This is a genomic window from Leptospira soteropolitanensis (genome assembly GCF_026151655.1).
Taxonomy (GTDB): domain Bacteria; phylum Spirochaetota; class Leptospiria; order Leptospirales; family Leptospiraceae; genus Leptospira_A; species Leptospira_A soteropolitanensis.
Map to the genome: position 1 here is coordinate 85,797 of NZ_JAMQPN010000010.1, position 17,326 is coordinate 103,122.

16 protein-coding genes are annotated in these 17,326 nt (G+C 39.0%); 8 read left to right on the top strand and 8 right to left on the bottom strand.

The window, feature by feature from the left end:
- Positions 1-42: 42 nt before the first annotated feature.
- Entirely contained in the window at positions 43-2,364 is a 2,322-nt protein-coding gene (locus tag ND811_RS17045; RefSeq protein ID WP_265353156.1) for a hypothetical protein, read from the bottom strand.
- The gene (locus ND811_RS17050) at positions 2,361-3,635 is read right to left on the bottom strand and encodes a valine--pyruvate transaminase (protein ID WP_265353238.1); all 1,275 of its coding nucleotides are present in this window, start codon (positions 3,633-3,635) and stop codon (positions 2,361-2,363) included. Before ND811_RS17050 ends, ND811_RS17045 begins: the two co-directional genes overlap by 4 nt.
- A gap of 133 nt (positions 3,636-3,768) precedes the next feature.
- Here ND811_RS17050 and ND811_RS17055 point away from each other — a divergent pair, with 133 nt between their 5' ends.
- Together ND811_RS17055 and ND811_RS17060 are read left to right on the top strand one after the other, a co-directional pair.
- Positions 3,769-4,863: a DegT/DnrJ/EryC1/StrS family aminotransferase gene (locus tag ND811_RS17055; RefSeq protein ID WP_265353155.1), complete on the top strand. Its 1,095-nt coding sequence runs from the start codon at positions 3,769-3,771 to the stop codon at positions 4,861-4,863.
- Positions 4,864-4,971: 108 nt separating this feature from the next.
- Positions 4,972-6,015, top strand: coding sequence for a hypothetical protein (locus tag ND811_RS17060; RefSeq protein ID WP_265353154.1), 1,044 nt, complete (start codon positions 4,972-4,974; stop codon positions 6,013-6,015).
- Positions 6,016-6,037: 22 nt separating this feature from the next.
- On the opposite strand, the gene ND811_RS17065 is transcribed toward ND811_RS17060, so the two are convergent.
- Entirely contained in the window at positions 6,038-6,826 is a 789-nt protein-coding gene (locus ND811_RS17065; RefSeq protein ID WP_265353153.1) for an NADase-type glycan-binding domain-containing protein, read from the bottom strand.
- A gap of 50 nt (positions 6,827-6,876) precedes the next feature.
- On the opposite strand from ND811_RS17065, the gene cutA reads away from it, so the two are divergent.
- Positions 6,877-7,200 (top strand): divalent-cation tolerance protein CutA, encoded by a 324-nt coding sequence (gene cutA / locus ND811_RS17070; protein ID WP_265353152.1) that lies wholly within the window; start codon positions 6,877-6,879, stop codon positions 7,198-7,200.
- Here cutA and ND811_RS17075 read toward each other — a convergent pair.
- Complete coding sequence (locus ND811_RS17075) at positions 7,170-7,907, bottom strand: glutathione S-transferase family protein (protein WP_265353151.1); 738 nt, start codon at positions 7,905-7,907, stop codon at positions 7,170-7,172. The two genes, cutA and ND811_RS17075, sit on opposite strands and share 31 nt — an antisense overlap.
- Before the next feature lie 102 nt (positions 7,908-8,009).
- On the opposite strand from ND811_RS17075, the gene ND811_RS17080 reads away from it, so the two are divergent.
- The 3 genes from ND811_RS17080 to ND811_RS17090 all read left to right on the top strand — a co-directional run bounded on the left by ND811_RS17080 (position 8,010) and on the right by ND811_RS17090 (position 10,949).
- The gene (locus tag ND811_RS17080) at positions 8,010-9,215 is read left to right on the top strand and encodes a M23 family metallopeptidase (RefSeq protein WP_265353150.1); all 1,206 of its coding nucleotides are present in this window, start codon (positions 8,010-8,012) and stop codon (positions 9,213-9,215) included.
- A complete protein-coding gene (locus ND811_RS17085; protein WP_265353149.1) occupies positions 9,212-10,414 on the top strand; it encodes a M23 family metallopeptidase in 1,203 nt (400 codons plus the stop codon). The genes ND811_RS17080 and ND811_RS17085 overlap by 4 nt, the downstream gene beginning before the upstream one ends.
- Before the next feature lie 154 nt (positions 10,415-10,568).
- On the top strand, positions 10,569-10,949 hold the full coding sequence (locus ND811_RS17090; protein WP_265353148.1) for a DUF2237 family protein: 381 nt from the start codon (positions 10,569-10,571) through the stop codon (positions 10,947-10,949).
- On the opposite strand, the gene ND811_RS17095 is transcribed toward ND811_RS17090, so the two are convergent.
- Positions 10,946-12,199: a phospholipase C/P1 nuclease family protein gene (locus ND811_RS17095; protein ID WP_265353147.1), complete on the bottom strand. Its 1,254-nt coding sequence runs from the start codon at positions 12,197-12,199 to the stop codon at positions 10,946-10,948. The genes ND811_RS17090 and ND811_RS17095 overlap by 4 nt on opposite strands.
- Positions 12,200-12,207: 8 nt before the next feature.
- Complete coding sequence (locus tag ND811_RS17100; protein ID WP_265353237.1) at positions 12,208-13,044, bottom strand: SH3 domain-containing protein; 837 nt, start codon at positions 13,042-13,044, stop codon at positions 12,208-12,210.
- Between the two features lie 122 nt (positions 13,045-13,166).
- Here ND811_RS17100 and ND811_RS17105 point away from each other — a divergent pair, with 122 nt between their 5' ends.
- The gene (locus ND811_RS17105) at positions 13,167-14,033 is read left to right on the top strand and encodes a hypothetical protein (RefSeq protein ID WP_265353146.1); all 867 of its coding nucleotides are present in this window, start codon (positions 13,167-13,169) and stop codon (positions 14,031-14,033) included.
- A 244-nt stretch (positions 14,034-14,277) separates the two neighbouring features.
- Here ND811_RS17105 and ND811_RS17110 read toward each other — a convergent pair whose 3' ends face one another.
- Both ND811_RS17110 and ilvC read right to left on the bottom strand, forming a co-directional pair.
- Positions 14,278-15,597, bottom strand: coding sequence for a thiolase family protein (locus ND811_RS17110; protein WP_135644839.1), 1,320 nt, complete (start codon positions 15,595-15,597; stop codon positions 14,278-14,280).
- Between the two features lie 51 nt (positions 15,598-15,648).
- Entirely contained in the window at positions 15,649-16,650 is a 1,002-nt protein-coding gene (ilvC, locus tag ND811_RS17115; RefSeq protein ID WP_265353145.1) for a ketol-acid reductoisomerase, read from the bottom strand.
- A 241-nt stretch (positions 16,651-16,891) separates the two neighbouring features.
- On the opposite strand from ilvC, the gene ND811_RS17120 reads away from it, so the two are divergent.
- Positions 16,892-17,299: a hypothetical protein gene (locus ND811_RS17120; protein WP_265353144.1), complete on the top strand. Its 408-nt coding sequence runs from the start codon at positions 16,892-16,894 to the stop codon at positions 17,297-17,299.
- The last annotated feature ends 27 nt before the right edge of the window (positions 17,300-17,326 follow it).

Consider the following 17,326-nt stretch of genomic DNA (forward strand, 5'->3'; position numbering starts at 1 on the left):
CATAGGAGGAGTGACCCGTAGGGAATCAAATAATTTTAGTATTTAAACGCGTTTTTTAGGAAGGTATTTATAATACTCCATTTCGATCGTATTGATGAGGTAGGTGTAGTACTTAACTAGCTTTTTATCGAACTTCTTTTTGTTCATTTCCTCTCTGTAGTGGTCGGCAAGTTGGCCACGAAAGAGGGCTGACTTCATATCGTTTCTGTTGATAAGAATGGTATTTGGAAGATCTCGAATGGCAACATCGTCTGGTATGACAACGGTAGAAACGGATTGTAAAACAGCATATTCTACGGTAGAAGCAACTTTGTCGTTATCTTTCTCTTTGCCTAAAGTCATGTTATTTCGTTTGATGTTGTCTAAGTTTTCGTAAATGCGAGAACGTAAGGACTTGGGATCCAAAACTTTGTCTGTGATTTTATTGAATCGTTTTGGAAATACGAAATTATCTGCGGCTTTGTAGATATTGGAGAGTTTTTCGTCTTTTTTACTCGTTTCCTCTTCTTCTTCGTAGGTTGAAGAGGAGGAACTAGAATGATAAGTTGGTTTCCCCCAATCTCCGATCCCAGAAAATTTTCCTGAGTTTTTGATATCTTCTCGGATTTCTTCTGTTGATTTTTCTCGGAAATAAATCGCTGCCATAAATCCGAGTACTACGGAAAAGGGAACTCCAAAGAATATCGGCATCGCGGACCGAAGGTAGTAAGCACCTGTGATAAAAATAAGAGTGCTTACCACAAAGGTTAAAATACCAGGAACTACATTGAACCGAGAGCGGATTTCGTTGGATCGTTCTTTTTCCAATTCTTCCACTTCCATGTTTTTTACATCAGCATTGAGTTTGGCGATTAACTCTGGTTTTAGTTTGTTATTGAGTTCTGGATGTTTAGGATTCGAGAGTTTATGATTGATAATTTTGGCATAACCCAATTGTTTTTTGTATTCTGGATTGGTTCTACCTTCAAATGCTAGTTTGTGGATGACAGCAGCCATATAACCATGATCTACAACGTAATAAACAGATCTTCCATCTGGTAGTTTTTCTTCATAATACGAATGATCGGAAAAAACATCGTCTTTCAAACGTTTGATGTATTCGTTTGCTTTCTCTTCTGAAGTGATTCCCGCTTTTGCTACTTCTTCTTCAAAATCAATTCTAAGTAGTGTATTATGGTTTTTTGTATGCTCTGGGATTTTGCTGATGACTGCATTTTTGACGGTTCCATAAATGCTATCATCTTTGCGAGTGAGAACAGATCCCTTTTCTTCAGAAAGTCTTTTTAAAATTTTGACACTAAGTTCAATTGTTTCTTTAACAGATAATGCTTTGTTTCCTTTTTCAGTAGGAAAAGGGAAACTTTCAATGATTGATAAAAACTTTTTCACTTCTTCTTCTGGGTTCATTTTTGATTCTAAAGAAGAAAATTTTGGTTTGGAGATATAGTCACTGAAGGTCGCAAGAAAGGACTCATACTTTGCATCTTTAGCAAGTTTTGTGAGTTGATCCTTTGAAAAATGTTCCAATCCATTCATATGAGCAAGGATTTGGTTCACAACTTCTGGCAATCGTTTGAAACTTCCATCAGGTAAGATATTGAGTTCATCGATCACTATGTGATAATCAGATAAAATAGGAAGCGCTAGGTTTTGTTCTCTGGCAAAGTCAGTAAAGTCCTGGAGAAAATCTGGCATGGGGATATAAGGTAAATTTCCAAATCCTTTCCGAACCAAAGAGGAAATTTCAGCTTCGAGAGATCCAAGTTTTGGATAAAGCCAAGTATTTCCTTCTTTGTTCTTTTGCAAAAGTAGAGAACCTGGATTTTCTTCATCCCAGTTTCTACCTTTTTTGGCACGATTTTCCAAAAGGACTTTGATTAGGTCTTGGGAAAAACGAAAACAAGCCTGTCTATACGGTTGTGTATCCGTCTTATTTTCGTTTTGCGGTGCGACGAGAGCAATCTTGGAAGAGATTTTACTGCCAGTGCGTATCAGATAAGGGTAAGCATAGGCTGCTCTGTTTTGGCCCCGGTGGTCAATGTCCAAAATTTGACGGAGCGCATGGTAAATGGAATTTTCAGTTCGGCCTTGGGTCCCTAAGTTTGTATACTTTCCTAATGCTTCCGGAAGTTTATCTACTGTCATCAAATAAGATGCATGTTTTTCTTTTGAGCCGTGTTTTTCTAAACGTTTGTGCCAGTCTTTGAGTTCATCCAGGATACAACGTGCAGTGGGTGTCAGACTCCCTACCGAATCAGACAAAAAGATATATGATTGTGCGGATGGTCTATCGGAAGAAGTTTCCTCTTTGGTAGAAGGATTTTCTACGACTGTGTCTGATAGATCAAAGTTGTCTTCGCTCATTTGGATTTTGCCTGGTGTGAAGCCACAATTTCTGCAAGGATATGGGCTCCCCTGGCTAATTCTTCTTCCTTGCGGCAATATGTCAAACGTATGCATTCTTTGGTGTGGGAAAAATCTGAGTTTAATCCCGGAAAGAAATAATGTCCTGAAACTATAAAGAGTCGTTTATCTTTACAAAGGTGGTAAAGTTGGTGATTTGATATGGAAAGATTTGGAAAACGTATCCAAAGAAAAAATCCGCCCATAGGATCGTGGATTTCATATTCCACTCCATATTTTTTGAATTCTGATTCAAAGATAGAGGTGGCAAGTTCTAACTTTTTTTCATAAAACGGGCGTAAGACGTTTTTTGCAAGTTCAGGCAGAATGTTCTTTTGGAAAAGGAATTCCATCATATACACTCCAAGGTTACCAACCGCTAAGTTGCCAACGGCCGCATAAGAAGATAGAATTTCAATGGTTTCTGGATTAGCCATGACGATGCCCAATCGAACTCCCGGCAGACCAATTTTGGAAAAACTTAATGATAAAGTCCTACCGTCCTTATATGTGATCGGTTCTTCGGCAGCAATCAGGTTGGGAAAGGGATTTCCGTAGGCTAAGTCAATAAGAAGTGGGATTGAGTTTTTTTTGGTTCTTTCTTCTATCCACTGAATGTCTTCTAATGGTAAAATATTTCCAGTAGGGTTTGTGGGTCTTGACATAACAACACAACCTATGTTGGATAAATCAAAATTTTCTTTATTAAACCCGTAACGAAATCTATGTTTTCCTGTTGGAATGACTTCAGGTTCTTTTGCCAAAAAAACATCGGCTTCAATTGATTGGTCCGCATAACCAATATATTCTGGAACAATGGGAAGGAGAATTTTTTTGAAATTGCCACCTATCATTTTACCGGAATGAATATTGAGTAGGAAGGAATAAGCGTTTTGGCTGCCGTTAAAAAAAGCAATATTGTCCTTTCTGAGGTTGGCATCTAAATGGGGAGAGAGATACTCTGCGGCGAGGGCACGAAAACGATCATTTCCAATCGGAGCTTGGTAGTCTCCAAGTAGGGCCTTTAGGTTCGGGTCACTGGCGAGGGATTGAAAACAGGCAGTAAAAATATCCTCTGCTTCCCGGATATGAGCAGGATTGCCACCACCAAGTAGGATTTCTTCTGGGTGGCCTGTCACCTGGCCCAAATCTTCCATAAGAGAACGAATTCCCTGGTTTTGTCGGAGGCGGCTAGCCCAAAGAGAAGCGCAAGAATCCTTCATGGGCGTCATATTCACCAGACTTTCTCGTTTCTGAACCTTTTTTCTAGGGGATACTTAAAATTATGTTCGCATTTCGAAAAATGAAGTGACATAATTCAGAAATACAGTAATTAAGTGACATAATATAGAGGAGTGCTGTTGGATGAGCACCGAAACAATACAAAGACCTATTCGAAAAGAAAAAGATATCGAATTTTTTAAACCGACTCTTTCCAGGGAAGACCTGAAAGGTGTTTTAGAGTGTCTCGTAGAAGAACATCTTTCTACCGGTGAAATCGTCGAACGTTTTGAGAAAACGTTTTGCCATACGTTTAAAATCAAATATGCCGTTTCTTCCAATTCTCTCACTTCCGCTTATCATTTAGCATTACTTGCATTAGGTGTGAAAGCTGGAGACTTAGTTTTACTTTCTAGTTATGCACCGATTTCAGCTTTGGACGCCATTTTTCTTTTACAAGCAAAGCCAGTGCTTGTGGATTTAAAACGAAATTCCTTCCACCCATGTCCAGAAGACTTCCTACGTAAAAAAAATGAATCCGGTGCGAAATTTGCTCTTTTTGATCATAGTTTTGGATCGCTCATTCGTATCTCTGATTATTCCATCGAAGGATTGGAAGTAGTAGAAGATTTTACGGAAGCCATTGGTGCTACATCCGAAACCATTACGGTCGGCAAACAATCTAAAATTGCGATTTGTGGCCTTAGTGCTGAGAATATCATTACCACTGGAAACGGGGCAATGATCATTACTTCCGAACTTACTCTTTCTAATGCAGTTAAATCGTATAAGTCTGGGTCTTCCGCCAAACGTAACTTTGGTGAGCCAAAATATGATTACAATTTGGTAGATTATCAAGCAGCCCTTGGAATTGAACAACTTTCAAAACTCGGTGTAATTTTGGAACGTAAGAAAAAAATTGCATCAGCATACTTACAAGCAGTTCAAAATTCTAGATTAGAAACTTATTTTCAAAATCCAACTGAAGACACATTCCAAAGATTCCCCATTGTAGTTTCGGGACAAAACTACGAAGAGATTCAAAGATATTTTAAATCGATTCATATTGGAACACAAAGAACCGTTGATGAACCACTTCATCGAGTATTGGAAGAAAATCCGTTAGAGTTCCCAAATGCAGAACGTCTCTTCCAAAGAGGACATTGTATTCCCATTTATCCTAACCTCACCAAAGATAACGTACAACGGATTGCAACTGCCATCCGGCGCATCTATTGATTGGCAAGGAAGCTCTATTATCTAGACTCACTTTTCGAGTATAGATTACCTTCCCATCCTCCCCATTTGGATTCCTCTCTGAAACGGAGGAATCGATGTTTGGAGAAGATGTTTTTTCCGATCTCAAGGTCAGAAGACTTTGTCCTAGTGGAAGAGTTGCCTAACGAGGAACTTTTTACACATTGGAAGGACTCTGGACTCACTCCAGGGTCTCCTTATTTAGAAGGGGATCTTCTCGGCGATGTGACTCTTGTCGAATGGGGATGTAGGAACGAATGGTACGAAGGCCGTTTAACAGAAGACCCACTTCGCATCGAAACCTCCCGGTATCTCAATTCAAAAATAACCCAATTAGATTTTCGAAAACATCACTCACCTCTGCCTGCGAAAGTAATCACTTCCGAGGAACATTTGTTTGCTGAACTAGAAGAAACAAAACTTCCTATTGTTTTGAAAAGTGAGTTTGGTTTAGCTGGTCGAAATCATATCATTTTTAAATCGAGATCCGATTCCTGGAAGATGTCCCAGGTGAATAAAAAACTTTTTGGTTTTCCCATTGTTGCTGAGTCCTGGGTGGGAGAAGAACGTTTTTTTGATTTCTCAACGTTATGGGATGTGCAAGATGGAGAGTTCTTTTATCTAACTTCCACAGCCATGCTCATTGATAAGGAAGGAGTATTTCGTGGGATTCGTATTGGAGGGACAGAACTTCCCTATACTGCTAACTTTTTACCACCAGTTATGGATCTTGTAAGAGACTCTAAGGGACTAATTCCTAAAGAATATTCGGGTCCTTGTGCTATCGATGGATTTTTATTTAGGGAAGAAGGAAGAACTCAAATTCAGCCAGTATCAGAGTTTAATTTTCGTTATTCGATTGGTCGTGTTTTATGGGAAGTTCGAAAAAAAAGGAATCCAAATAAAGATACTGTCAGCGGAATTTTAATTTTGCCTTATCCCAAACAGGGTTCTTTAGAGGAATGGTCTACTTTAATTCGATTGGAAAAAGAATTGGGTGTTAATTTGGTTTTATTAACACCCGTTAGAGATTTGTCTGGAAAACCATACCAAAATACAGTTTTGTATTTTGAAACCACGGAAGAAAAAGAACCAACCGTGGTAGAATCTATCTGGGAATCCTGGATGGATTGATTTTTGTAACTAATTTCCTTTTTTAAACGCCATCCCTATTTGAGATAAATTCATGTTTTCCATTGATCTCAAGAATTGGATCTGATGGATTTCCCCTGCGTTTGATTTCTAAAATATCAGTGTCAGTAAGAGGAAGAGTTGCTTCTAGACTGACAATGACTTTGTCTCCTTTTTCCGTCCAAGTACATAACATTTTAGCAGTTTCGTATCCCATTTCACAAGTTCCATCATTATGGAGTTGGATCCTTGCAATATTGGATTTGGTTTTCCACTTTCCAATCGCCCAAGTATTTTTTGGAGGAATGAGAGCAGAACCTGCTTGTTCTGAATTGAAAAAGACTTCTGCAATTGCTGTGTTTTCGGGACTAGTACCTTTATAAACTTCTTGAATTGTAAGAGAAATTTCTTTAGCACGGACCTCTGATTTGAATTCTATCATTTGAAGAGATAAACTATCTTTCAAAGTAACAATTTCTTCAATTCCATCCTCAGTAGATATTTTTAGCTTTTTGATTCGATTGTTTGCTGCCCATAATTTGGGATCACCAAATCCATTGTAGATGGAGAGAGAACGAAAGCTAATCGGTGATTTGTATTTGATTTGCAAAGATTCACCGATTCCTTCGCCAAGGGCTCCTTCTACCCAACTGGTTTTGAGTTTCCCGTCCATTGCAAAGATGGGGATGTATTTTTTTGAATTTGGTAACAATTGACTCGTGGAGGTAATGCTCGGAGGATTGAGTGGTTGTGCTAAGATGGGAATACAAATAGCGGCGATGATTAGGGAAGTTTTTGAAATGGAAAACTGCATACACAAAATCATAAGTATCTAAATAATAGAGCAAGTAGGAAAAAAAATAAATGAATGAAGCTTTTGAATTCAGTACATTGTATGTCACTTTTCCCTCAGAAGAGGAAGCCAAAAAAATTGCGAAAGTAGTGGTGACGGAACGATTGGCCGCTTGTGCCAATATCATAAAAGGAATGGATTCGATCTATACTTGGAATGAGGTTTTGGAGGAAGCAACAGAATTTGTTTCTTTATTCAAAACCACAAAGGATAAAGTAGGACTCCTAATGCAAAGAATCAAAGAATTACATTCTTATAAAACTCCCTGCATTGTAGAGTGGCCGATTGTTTCTGGTAATCCAGACTATTTGGATTGGATTCGAAAATCTTTATAGAATTCCACGATTTTATCGAACAATAATTCGAATCCTAATTCTTTTCGCCATGTGAGAAAGGACTCAGGCATTTGTACAGATGCAAACCAAGGGTAGGCGGGTGAATCTTTCGGTTCAGCTAACATCCCCATTAAACTTGCCACGGTTATATCGACTCGACCAAATGAGGCTCCATTAAAAAATTTTCGATTTTTGTAAATTTCTATCAATTCTTTAGAACATTCATCTAATAATTGTTTTACGACTTCAAGATTCTTTGGAGTAATTTTATATCTTCTTTTGAGAGAAAGGGCAATTAAATCAAAGTGTTCCGGAGGTCCAACTGTGTCACTAGGGGAGGCAGGATTTAATAAAAATAATTTACCTACGATTTCTGGATAATCTAAAATAAAATGGTAAAGCAGTGTTTGTAAACTTTTCCCAATTTGAGTATCGACTTTTTCTTCCATCTGTTTTTCTTCAGTCGATGCTTTGTGGCCAAATGCTTTTTCTTCCACTAAATCGAGAATACTGCCAGATCCTTGAACAATGCCTGTTTCGGTTTCTAAAACTGGCACATAGAGATCATTGACTAGGGGTTTTAAAGTTTGAATGTGTTGGCCAGGAATGAGAGGATTTAGTTTGTAATCGTAGTTTGCAAGGTCCAATGCCCATCTGGCTTTTTCAGAAAAATGTGAAATTGGGAAGGTATATAAGGTTGCACTCATTTGTTGAAGTTTGTGGAAAAGAAATCATTCTGCAATCAAGTTTTTATCTCGGAAAATGGATTGTCTTTTAAGTGTTCCCATCGTAAATATGATTCCTGTTTTATGAGATTTGTTTTTTTCATTTTACTTCTAGTTTGTCCCATTGGATTTCTAGGTGCCAAGGAACATTCAGAGTTTTGTTCGATGGAAAGACTATGTGTCATTTATATTCAGGATCAAACGGGAGTTGATATTTACTTTCAAAACAAAATTGCCATTGATGAAACCTATACAACTGTCTCCGTTACCGCGACATCGACGAATATGAAAAGTTCTCGAAAACTTCCATTGGTTACTGTTTTAAAGGGACCAAAACGTAAAAAACTATTCCGTCTGAGTGTAAACAAACCTAACAAACGCTGGGTATATCAAATCAAATACAAATGGATTTTGGGTGATTATTCGGTCTCTCATGATCCCAAGGTAGTTTACGACCTTCCTTTTGAAAAAGGTCTTAAAGTTCGTGTTTACCAAGGTTATAAAGGAACAAAGAGCCATCAAGGTGACAATCGTTATTCGATCGATTTTGGTTTGAAGGAAGGTGATTTGATTACTGCAGCAAGGGATGGTATTGTCATTGATACCGAACAAAAAAATAATGAGGGTGGGTTCGAAATTAAATATATCCATTCAGCCAATTATATAAAAATTCTTCATGACGACGGTACGATTGGTCAATATGCTCACCTTCGTTATATGGGTGTTCTTGTTAAACGAGGCCAACACGTTACCGCCGGAACTCCTATTGGATATGCTGGTAGCACTGGGTTTAGCGATGGGCCACATTTACACTTTGAAGTGTATAAACCAACGAGCAGTTTGCGTAAAAAAACTATTCCCACTCAATTTCGAACGGAGTCTTCCGATGCAGAGGTTGTTTCTGAGGGAGAACTTCTTTGGCGGAGAGATTCCAATACGCCAGTGGTAAAACTTCAGTCGGACATAGATGAAATTCAAATTTGTGAATCAGTTCAAAATTTGGAACGTTTAGGCTGTAATGTAACTTCTTTTGTCACCGGTTCCCCTCTTTATTTTTATATCCCACTATTAAAACCGTCTCGTTATAAAATTCAAATTTCCGTTCGTAAAAATGGTACCTCTATTTTGAAATTGTATAATTGGGAGACAAATCCCGACTGGTGGGATACTTATTTGGATGTCCAGTTGGACGATCCTTCCGAATCTTTGGAGGGAGACTGGACGGCAGTTGTATCGATCGATGGAGTTGTCCAAAAGGAAATTGAATTTCAATTAACGAGTGTAAAGTGAAACGGTTTTTATTATTAATTTTATTTTTCAGTTTTTCTTTTGGATTGTATTCAGAATCGAATGTAACCGAAGAATGTAATCAGGAATGGATTTGTCTCATTCAAAAAAAAGACGAGGATGGGATTGAGTTATCGATCCGTAATTACAATTCAAATGCAAAAATTACAAATTCTGTTTTACTGAATGCTACTCTTGTTAATTTTAAAACCGATATAATGTTTCCATACTTCGTTGTTGTAAAGGGTCCTTCACCAATTTTTATAACCAAGTTTTTACTGGAAGATAAAACTAAAAATGCATTTCATTCTTTTTCCTTTCGTGTAAGACCTGGTGATTGGGACAGCATTCATGATGATTCGGTAAGTTACCTTTTGCCTTTTGGTCCTGAAGTTCATGCAAAGGTAGTGCAAGGTTATAATGGAAGTGTTACTCATTTTGGTAATTTTGCACATTCCATCGATTTCGGAATTCCTGTTGGAACTCCTGTACATGCAGCTCGGAAGGGTTATGTGATGGCAACTGAATCACGTTATTCGGAAGGTGGATTTCGCAAAGATTTGCTATCCAAAGCTAATTTTATCATTATCCAACATGAGGATGGGACATTAGGAAATTATGCTCATCTTATGAAAAATGGTGTTGTCGTGAAAATCGGTGAGACAGTGGAAGCTGGCCAATTGATAGGATATTCGGGTAATACTGGTTATACGCAAGGCCCTCACCTTCACTTTGAAGTACATAAGCCGAATCGCCAACTAGAGGTAACTACAATTCCTACTGTGTTTAAAACACAATATTCAGAACGCGATACATTGAGTGAATTTTATACGTATTGGCATCCTCGGCCTGGGGTCGATCCACCTAAGACAGATATTTTACCGGAAGACATTCAAATTTGTAAATTAAATGCAAAACGAGAGAAAATTCAGTGTGGAGAAAATACTTTCCAGTTGGGGGAGAACTTTCTTGTGTCTTTGGAATTCATTCGACCAGGAAACCAAAGAATTGAAGTCGATATATCCATTGATGGAAAAGGATTTGAACCAATGAAACTGGATTGGGTGGCACAAAAAAACTTAGCCTTCGAAGGTCGGTATCTTTCCATAGCCAACAACCCTAAATTTGTTGGTCGATGGAAGGTTCGGGTTCGGATCAATGGGGAAGAAAAAAAGACCCTTTTTTTTGATGTAAAAGCATAATCGTTTGACAAGTAAATATATGTATAGTAGGTTGACTATGGGCTTTCCAAGACCTTTTGGTCGTTCTACTGGGGGTGCAAACCCCCATCTTTTTTCTAACCTGATTGCAGATTCGTCTTCCCAGATTTGATTGCCTGTCTAGTTTGAGATACCTATGGAAATGGATGATTCCGTCAATGTTCTCGGTGGGCCTCTGGTGCCATGTTCCACACAGCCACTTACAGGTTTCTTTCGCGATGGTTGTTGTAATACATCTGATGAAGATGTTGGTTCCCATACGGTTTGCGTGTGGGCAACAGAGGAATTTTTAGAGTCGCAAAAACAAAGTGGAAATGATTTAATCACTCCTTGGCCACAATACGCCTTTCCTGGTGTTAAGCCGGGTGAACGTTGGTGTCTTTGCGCTTCTAGGTGGTTGGAAGCTTACCGCAACGGGGTAGCTCCTAAAGTCTTTTTGGAGTCTACCCACAAACGTGCGTTAGAAATTATACCCTTGGAATTACTCGAAAGATTTGCGGCCGATGACTTTGATTAATTCCTTTTAAGAGCATCCAAATACGCTCTTGTGTGTTTAGATGTATTGTGTAGGAGTGAACCGAGAATATTATGGATCGGATGGTTGGGTTCATATAAAGTTTCATATTTTGGAATCTCTAAATTTTCTAACTGTTCGTCCATAGGTTCACCCGCATCGTAAGCTTCTTTGCAAACATTTTCACGCAGCCCATCCATACCTAACCAATTAGGTTTTTCTTTTGTGGAAAAGTTCGTGATGGAAGTGGCTACTGGATGATTCCAATTTTTGGTTTCGATTAAGTTTCGAATCAAATAATACTGATACTCTTCGATTAATGTATGTCTTCCCGAAACAAAACGAATCATATCATCTTTAGGTTTTTGGTATCCTACTATAGATACAAGTTGTACGCCAATTTGTTTGGCCGCACTGACTCTAGGCAATACGGAAGAATGATAAGGTTGGGTTAAATCTTGAATATAATGCAGTGCCCAACCTGCAAAACGATATCCCCAATAAGGATGACCTGTTCGAAATGCTAGGTTGGATAATTCTGTAAATTGATGAATGCGGTATTCGGGATAAGTTCGTTTTAAAAATCCAGCTAGAGCAAAAATAATACCTGGTTCGTAATAGAAACCCATATGGAAAGGTGCTTGTGAGGAAAATTCAACAGCCGGATTTCCAAACGGTTGGTATCCGAATCCATAAATTTTGCCAACTTCACTACCACTATCTTCGAAGAGATATAAATCCAAATCATAATCAGGTTCATCTGTGGCCGAAATCAACACTTCATCGGCACCAATGGTTTGGCCTTCTTGTAAGGATAAAAAGGTTTCGTTGGTAAGTTTGCCTTTGTCATTTAATGTTGTGAGTTTGTCCAAAGGCAGTTTTGTCCCTCCTCGTTTAGGGACAGATTGTATATAAAGAGAAGCTTTGTGATTTGGATTCACACGAAGTGCTTTATAAAAATTAACAACCAGGTCTGCCTCCTTTGTAGTTTTGGAAAACTTTAATTGTTCGTCAGTGGAAGTTAGGTGAGGGAGGCGATTCTTTGCCCATTCTTCAGAAATAGTCAAACTGTCTTGAATGAATGTTTTTTCTTTTGATAAAAATGTCTTTAAAGATTCTACTTTGACCTGAGGCGTTTGTTGGCCTTTCCAATGGTCCTTTAAAATTAAATAAGTAATACCTGCATGATTATTCCAGGCAAAGACTGGGATAGTAAAAACAAAAATTGTTACTAGGCTGATGAATCTATTCATTGGTTATATTATTTTCCTTTTTGAAAATTGGTTCCATTCCAAATGTATTCCGATTGGTAATATTCATGAGAACTCTCGTCATCAATATCAAAACTATGAGTTAATTCGATGATTGAATTTGGTTTTCCTTTGGTTGCTTTGCGGTTGATTTTTTTATCGGCAGATAAGGTTTCATTTGGAAAAATAAGCCATGATTCTGCGCAGGATGGTGGATCGCAAGCTCCAGGATTCCAGGAAAACTGCGAAACAAATTTAAAATCTTTATCTATAGTAAAAATTTGTTCGTTTGTATAGCCGTATTCAATTTCAGAAAAGACAAGATACCTTAATCCAAAAACAGAAATGGGGCTCGGCGAAAAAGAAGCTGGCAGATAGATTGTATGGTTCCAACCCTCATTGCTCATTGGTCCAACATCCCAGGTGCCATAAGTTAACATTTGATTGTTTTGGAATAGTTTTAGTTCCAGTTTTCCTATGCGAACGCCTAAGTTTCGTGCTAATATAGTTTTGTCATTCCATTCGAATGAATAATCAGCGAGTAATCCTCCCCAAATATATCCGACGTCCTTTTCTGATTGGACTTTATACCAGTATTCTTTTACTGAATTCTGTTCCAAGGTTTGGTTCGTTTTTGTAAGAACTTTGACAGACTCACCAATGGAAAGTTTTTTTAAAATTTTGGCATTTAGATTATTTGATTCTCGTAGATTAACATTGTCACCAAATATAAGATAGGTGGACCCTTCGTTTTTTTCGTGTATGTAGTTGTCCCAATGGTTTTCGGGGAAAATGGGAAAAACAAATAGAATCATTAGAATGCAGAGTAAAGTTTTGTAACCCGACATAGTGCAAAAAATAAGGAACGTACGGTCATGAGTCGATCTCTTTTCGAGTGGAGTAGTATTTTTCTCTAAATGATAGGTCGACAATGAAACTATAGGCTTTTTTTTAAAAGGATGTTGTCTGGATGATATTTGCACAAGTAATGAAAGCGTATTCTGTAGATCAAATACGGTTATTGGAAGAAAAAATGAATGCCTATGAACATTGGGTATTCTTGCTGATATTACTTGTTGCCGTACTTATCCTAGTGTCTGTCCTACAAAGGCTGACGATTGCAAAGTTAAGATCTTTTGAGGCATCTAAAGGAAAGTATTTGTCAAAGGATCCAACACCTAATTCAGATTTAAGTCAATTGAACATAACTGAAGTTCCTATTGCCGATATTCATACGATTACACAAACCCCAATTCACTCCGAGATGACAATCGGTGGTAAGGATTTATTGGATCCTGGTTTGGTCTTTAAATACATTGTTCATTTAGACACAAGTAAAGTGATTTCAATTGGGCAACGAGAAGGAAATATCGTCACTCGCTCTACAGATATTTTAGATCATCACCTAACAATAGAAATATGTGCGATTGATGTGTCTAACTTGGAAATGTTGTCTTACACTTTGGAATTGAGAAGAGAAGGGAAAGTTTTGTTGCAGCTTCCTGGTGCCCGTAGTTTTCGAGAGATGGGTAATAAGGAAAAAATTCATATTTCTAAAACTCTTTCTTTTGATGGGGAACCTTGTTTGGAGTCTTTAAGTCCGAAGCAACCAATCCGATTTAGGCTTGGAAGTCGAATCAATTCTCTCGGCAAATTTAATTCAGGGTATTTTGAGTTTCACTTATATAGCAAAGATGTGTTTGAAAAGACAGACCAAGGAACCAAACGAATCGAAAAACATTTTTATTTAAAGTTAGTTAAGATTTTTCCAGGATATGATACAGCGGGTCAAACAAAAGAAGGCCTGGTTCCGATGCTTGCAAGGTTTGGGGGGTAGGGTGTGAATCTAACATCCCCGCCCTGATTTGGGTGGGGTTAACCACCCGCCACCCAATATGTCCTCGCTACCACATCATATCCTTCCTTTCAATTCCCTTCGCCGTATTACAAAATTCTTTTCAAAAGAGTTCACCTTTTGCATCATTTGTTTGGTTAAGAATTCCACCCCAAAAAAAAAGCCAAGGTTACCCTTGGCTTTTTTTCGATCTTTCGAACGAACGTAATTGAATTTTAGATTCGAATTATGGTCTTTCTACGATCATTGATCCTGCGATCCCACCGTGTGCACAAGCAGTGACTAGAACCTTTTTTGCATCTTTGTTTTCATGGAAGTCCATGATCGCATTGTGAAGGAGTCTTACCCCTGTTGCACCAAACGGGTGTCCAATGGCGATAGATCCGCCATTTGGATTGATCTTTTTGGCATCAAAGTTCTTTTCCCAATCAAATCCTGTTCTGATTTTGATTTCTTCAAGAGCTGCAACGGCAGTTGCTGCGAAAGCTTCATGGATTTCGATCACGTCGATGTTTTCCACTTTTTCGCCAACTTCTTCGAGAAGTCCAAGAGTTGCTTCTGCTTGTCCAAGTCCCATTAGGTTAGGCGCAACACCTTTCATTTTGAAACCAGTTACCACTGCTTCTGCTTTGAGTCCGAGTTTTTTTGCTGCTGCTTCAGAAGCGACAATGATTCCCGCTGCTCCATCAGAACGTGGGCTTGCATTGAAGATGGAAACAGTAGGGCCATGTGATTTTTTTAAATCTTTGCCGTATTTTTCTTTCCAAGCATCAAATTTCATCGCTGGGTTATCAAACATAAGCATAGCGCGACCCATACGAGTTGGGTTTTTCACAAGACCTTCACGAAGAAGAACTGCTTCGTCCGCTTGGAGTGGGTTTCCTTCATCGTCTTTTACTTCCATGATATATGGTTTGTAACGACCTTCTTGTGTTGCTTCGAATGCTCGTTTGAAAGATTCGTAAGCGACTTTGTCTTGTGTTTCGCGTGGGAGTGCGTAGTTTTGTGCGAGAATTTCAGCCGTTACTTGCATCCCGTAAGAAGTTTCACCATCACCAAGACCATCTTCTAATGTATCACGAAGTTCCACACCTTCAGGAAGGTCATTTGGAAGCAGTTTAACAAGTGAATCTAAACTGTTTGTTTTTTTGTTAAGGCGAGCATTTTTCACAACGAAAGGCATAGAAGTTTGTGATTCTTCACCAATCACGAGGAATACCTCACCTTCACCTAACATAATACGGCGAGATGCTTCTGCGACCGCTTCGAGTCCTGAAACACAGTTGTTTGCCACTGTTAAACAAGGAATTTCTAAAGGTAAGTTCATTAGGTTTGCAATCACACGAGCAGAGTTTGGTGCATTTGCAAAACCTTCTCCAACGATCACACCGTCAATATCAGTTGGTTTTAAACCACTGCGTTTCATTACTTCTTCACCGACAATTTTACCGAGGTGGTGACCTGGATACTGTGCAAGTGCCTTTCCAATTTGAGCAAAAGGAGTTCGTGCAGGTGCTGCGAGTACTATCTTTTGTGTTACTTTCATATAAAATCCCTTCTTCCTTTCTTTAGACTAAAACTTTAGTTACCTTAAAAATTACTTCGCAAGCCACTTCATCATCGAACGTAGTTTTGTTCCAACTGCTTCGATAGGGTGAGCCGCATTTTTTTCTTTGAGTTTTTTATACTCAGGGTATCCTGCTTTTGTATCCGCCATCCAACGTTTAGCGAACGCTGCACCTTTATCTTTTTGGATATCAGTGAGAACGTCTTTCATACGAGCTTTCACACCAGCATCAATGATGCGTGGTCCGCTGATATAATCTCCATACTCTGCAGTATCAGAGATGGAATAACGCATACGTGCAAGTCCACCTTCGTAAATCAAGTCAGTGATGAGTTTCACTTCATGTAAACATTCGAAGTAAGCGATTTCTGGATCGTATCCTGCTTCTGTTAATGTTTCAAATCCACTCATAATGAGGTTCGCCACACCACCACAAAGAACAGCTTGTTCTCCAAAAAGGTCAGTTTCCGTTTCTTCACGGAAAGATGTTTCTAAAATTCCTGCTCTTCCTCCGCCTACTCCACTTGCGTGCGCAAGGGCGCGAGCTTTTGCTTGGCCAGTTGCATCTTGGTAGATCGCGATGAGGCATGGAACTCCACCACCTTCTGTATACACTCGGCGAACCAAATGTCCTGGGCCTTTGGGAGCTACCATATAAACGTCTACGTTTTTAGGAGGAGTGATGAGATCATAATGGATGTTAAACCCATGAGAAAAAACAAGAGCTTTTCCTTCCGTAAGGTTTGGTTCAATGTCCGCCTTATACATGTCAGCTTGGATTGTGTCTGGAGCAAGAATTTGGATGATGTCTGCTTTTTTTGCAGCTTCCGCAACATTGTACACTTCGAAGCCAGCTTCTTTGGCTTCTTTGACTGATTTAGATCCATCGCGAAGTCCAATAATGACTTTCAAACCAGAATCTTTCATGTTTTGAGCTTGGGCGTGACCTTGGCTTCCGTAGCCAATCACTGCAATGGTTTTACCTTTAAGGAGATTTAGATCGCAACTGTCGTCGTAATAGATATTTGCCATGGATGGGCACACTTCCTGCGGAAAATTTAACTGATTTTTCCATCATTTTTAACTATTAGGAGGGAAACAAGAACGAATTAGGGCGCCTTTCCTTGCTGTCTACGGACTTTCGCATTCGCTTCGGTCCTTCGGACGGCTTACGCCTCCTCCGCATCAAGGGCGCATAAGAGACATAATATTTTTCAAAGCTCTTCATTCCTTTTGATTCTACAAAAAGCATTGGCATAGGTGATCCCCGCAAATGCGGAAACCCTCCATTGGAGAAATGGTCCTTCCCTCCTATACTGTACTCATGATGAACCGAATCAATTTTGAATCCTTAAAGAAGTTGCACGGCAAGAGTTTTGTTAGATGCATACTTTCCTTTTTTTTCGTGGGTAGTATGGCACTGTTGGGAGGAGGCTGTATCACTCCTGACCTTGTCCATGACTCTTACTATACGAGACACCCAAGCCAAAATAGTCATAACTACCGCGAGTATCCCTATCCCTACCAAGGATCAAGAGGAGGTTACGGTGTTCCGTATCCTTATTATGGAGGAGGAAACCAGTTCCAAATCCCAAGGTCACACGGTGGCGGCCACAATCCCTTCCATGTCCCTGCGGGAAGATACCATAATGTTGGTAGTCCAGGTAAGTGGAGGTTATAGAACTTGGAAAAATTAAATTCTAGCAAA

Excerpts from the sequence above, each read along its gene's own strand:
- ND811_RS17065 (WP_265353153.1), bottom strand. The coding sequence starts at position 6,826 with ATGCAGTTTTCCATTTCAAAAACTTCCCTAATCATCGCCGCTATTTGT.
- ND811_RS17105 (WP_265353146.1), top strand. The coding sequence starts at position 13,167 with ATGATATTTGCACAAGTAATGAAAGCGTATTCTGTAGATCAAATACGG.
- ND811_RS17110 (WP_135644839.1), bottom strand. The coding sequence starts at position 15,597 with ATGAAAGTAACACAAAAGATAGTACTCGCAGCACCTGCACGAACTCCT.
- ND811_RS17100 (WP_265353237.1), bottom strand. The coding sequence starts at position 13,044 with ATGTCGGGTTACAAAACTTTACTCTGCATTCTAATGATTCTATTTGTT.
- ND811_RS17095 (WP_265353147.1), bottom strand. The coding sequence starts at position 12,199 with ATGAATAGATTCATCAGCCTAGTAACAATTTTTGTTTTTACTATCCCA.
- cutA (WP_265353152.1), top strand. The coding sequence starts at position 6,877 with ATGAATGAAGCTTTTGAATTCAGTACATTGTATGTCACTTTTCCCTCA.
- ND811_RS17055 (WP_265353155.1), top strand. The coding sequence starts at position 3,769 with ATGAGCACCGAAACAATACAAAGACCTATTCGAAAAGAAAAAGATATC.
- ND811_RS17075 (WP_265353151.1), bottom strand. The coding sequence starts at position 7,907 with ATGAGTGCAACCTTATATACCTTCCCAATTTCACATTTTTCTGAAAAA.
- ND811_RS17050 (WP_265353238.1), bottom strand. The coding sequence starts at position 3,635 with ATGACGCCCATGAAGGATTCTTGCGCTTCTCTTTGGGCTAGCCGCCTC.
- ND811_RS17090 (WP_265353148.1), top strand. The coding sequence starts at position 10,569 with ATGGAAATGGATGATTCCGTCAATGTTCTCGGTGGGCCTCTGGTGCCA.
- ND811_RS17060 (WP_265353154.1), top strand. The coding sequence starts at position 4,972 with ATGTTTTTTCCGATCTCAAGGTCAGAAGACTTTGTCCTAGTGGAAGAG.
- ND811_RS17080 (WP_265353150.1), top strand. The coding sequence starts at position 8,010 with ATGAGATTTGTTTTTTTCATTTTACTTCTAGTTTGTCCCATTGGATTT.
- ilvC (WP_265353145.1), bottom strand. The coding sequence starts at position 16,650 with ATGGCAAATATCTATTACGACGACAGTTGCGATCTAAATCTCCTTAAA.
- ND811_RS17045 (WP_265353156.1), bottom strand. The coding sequence starts at position 2,364 with ATGAGCGAAGACAACTTTGATCTATCAGACACAGTCGTAGAAAATCCT.
- ND811_RS17120 (WP_265353144.1), top strand. The coding sequence starts at position 16,892 with ATGCGGAAACCCTCCATTGGAGAAATGGTCCTTCCCTCCTATACTGTA.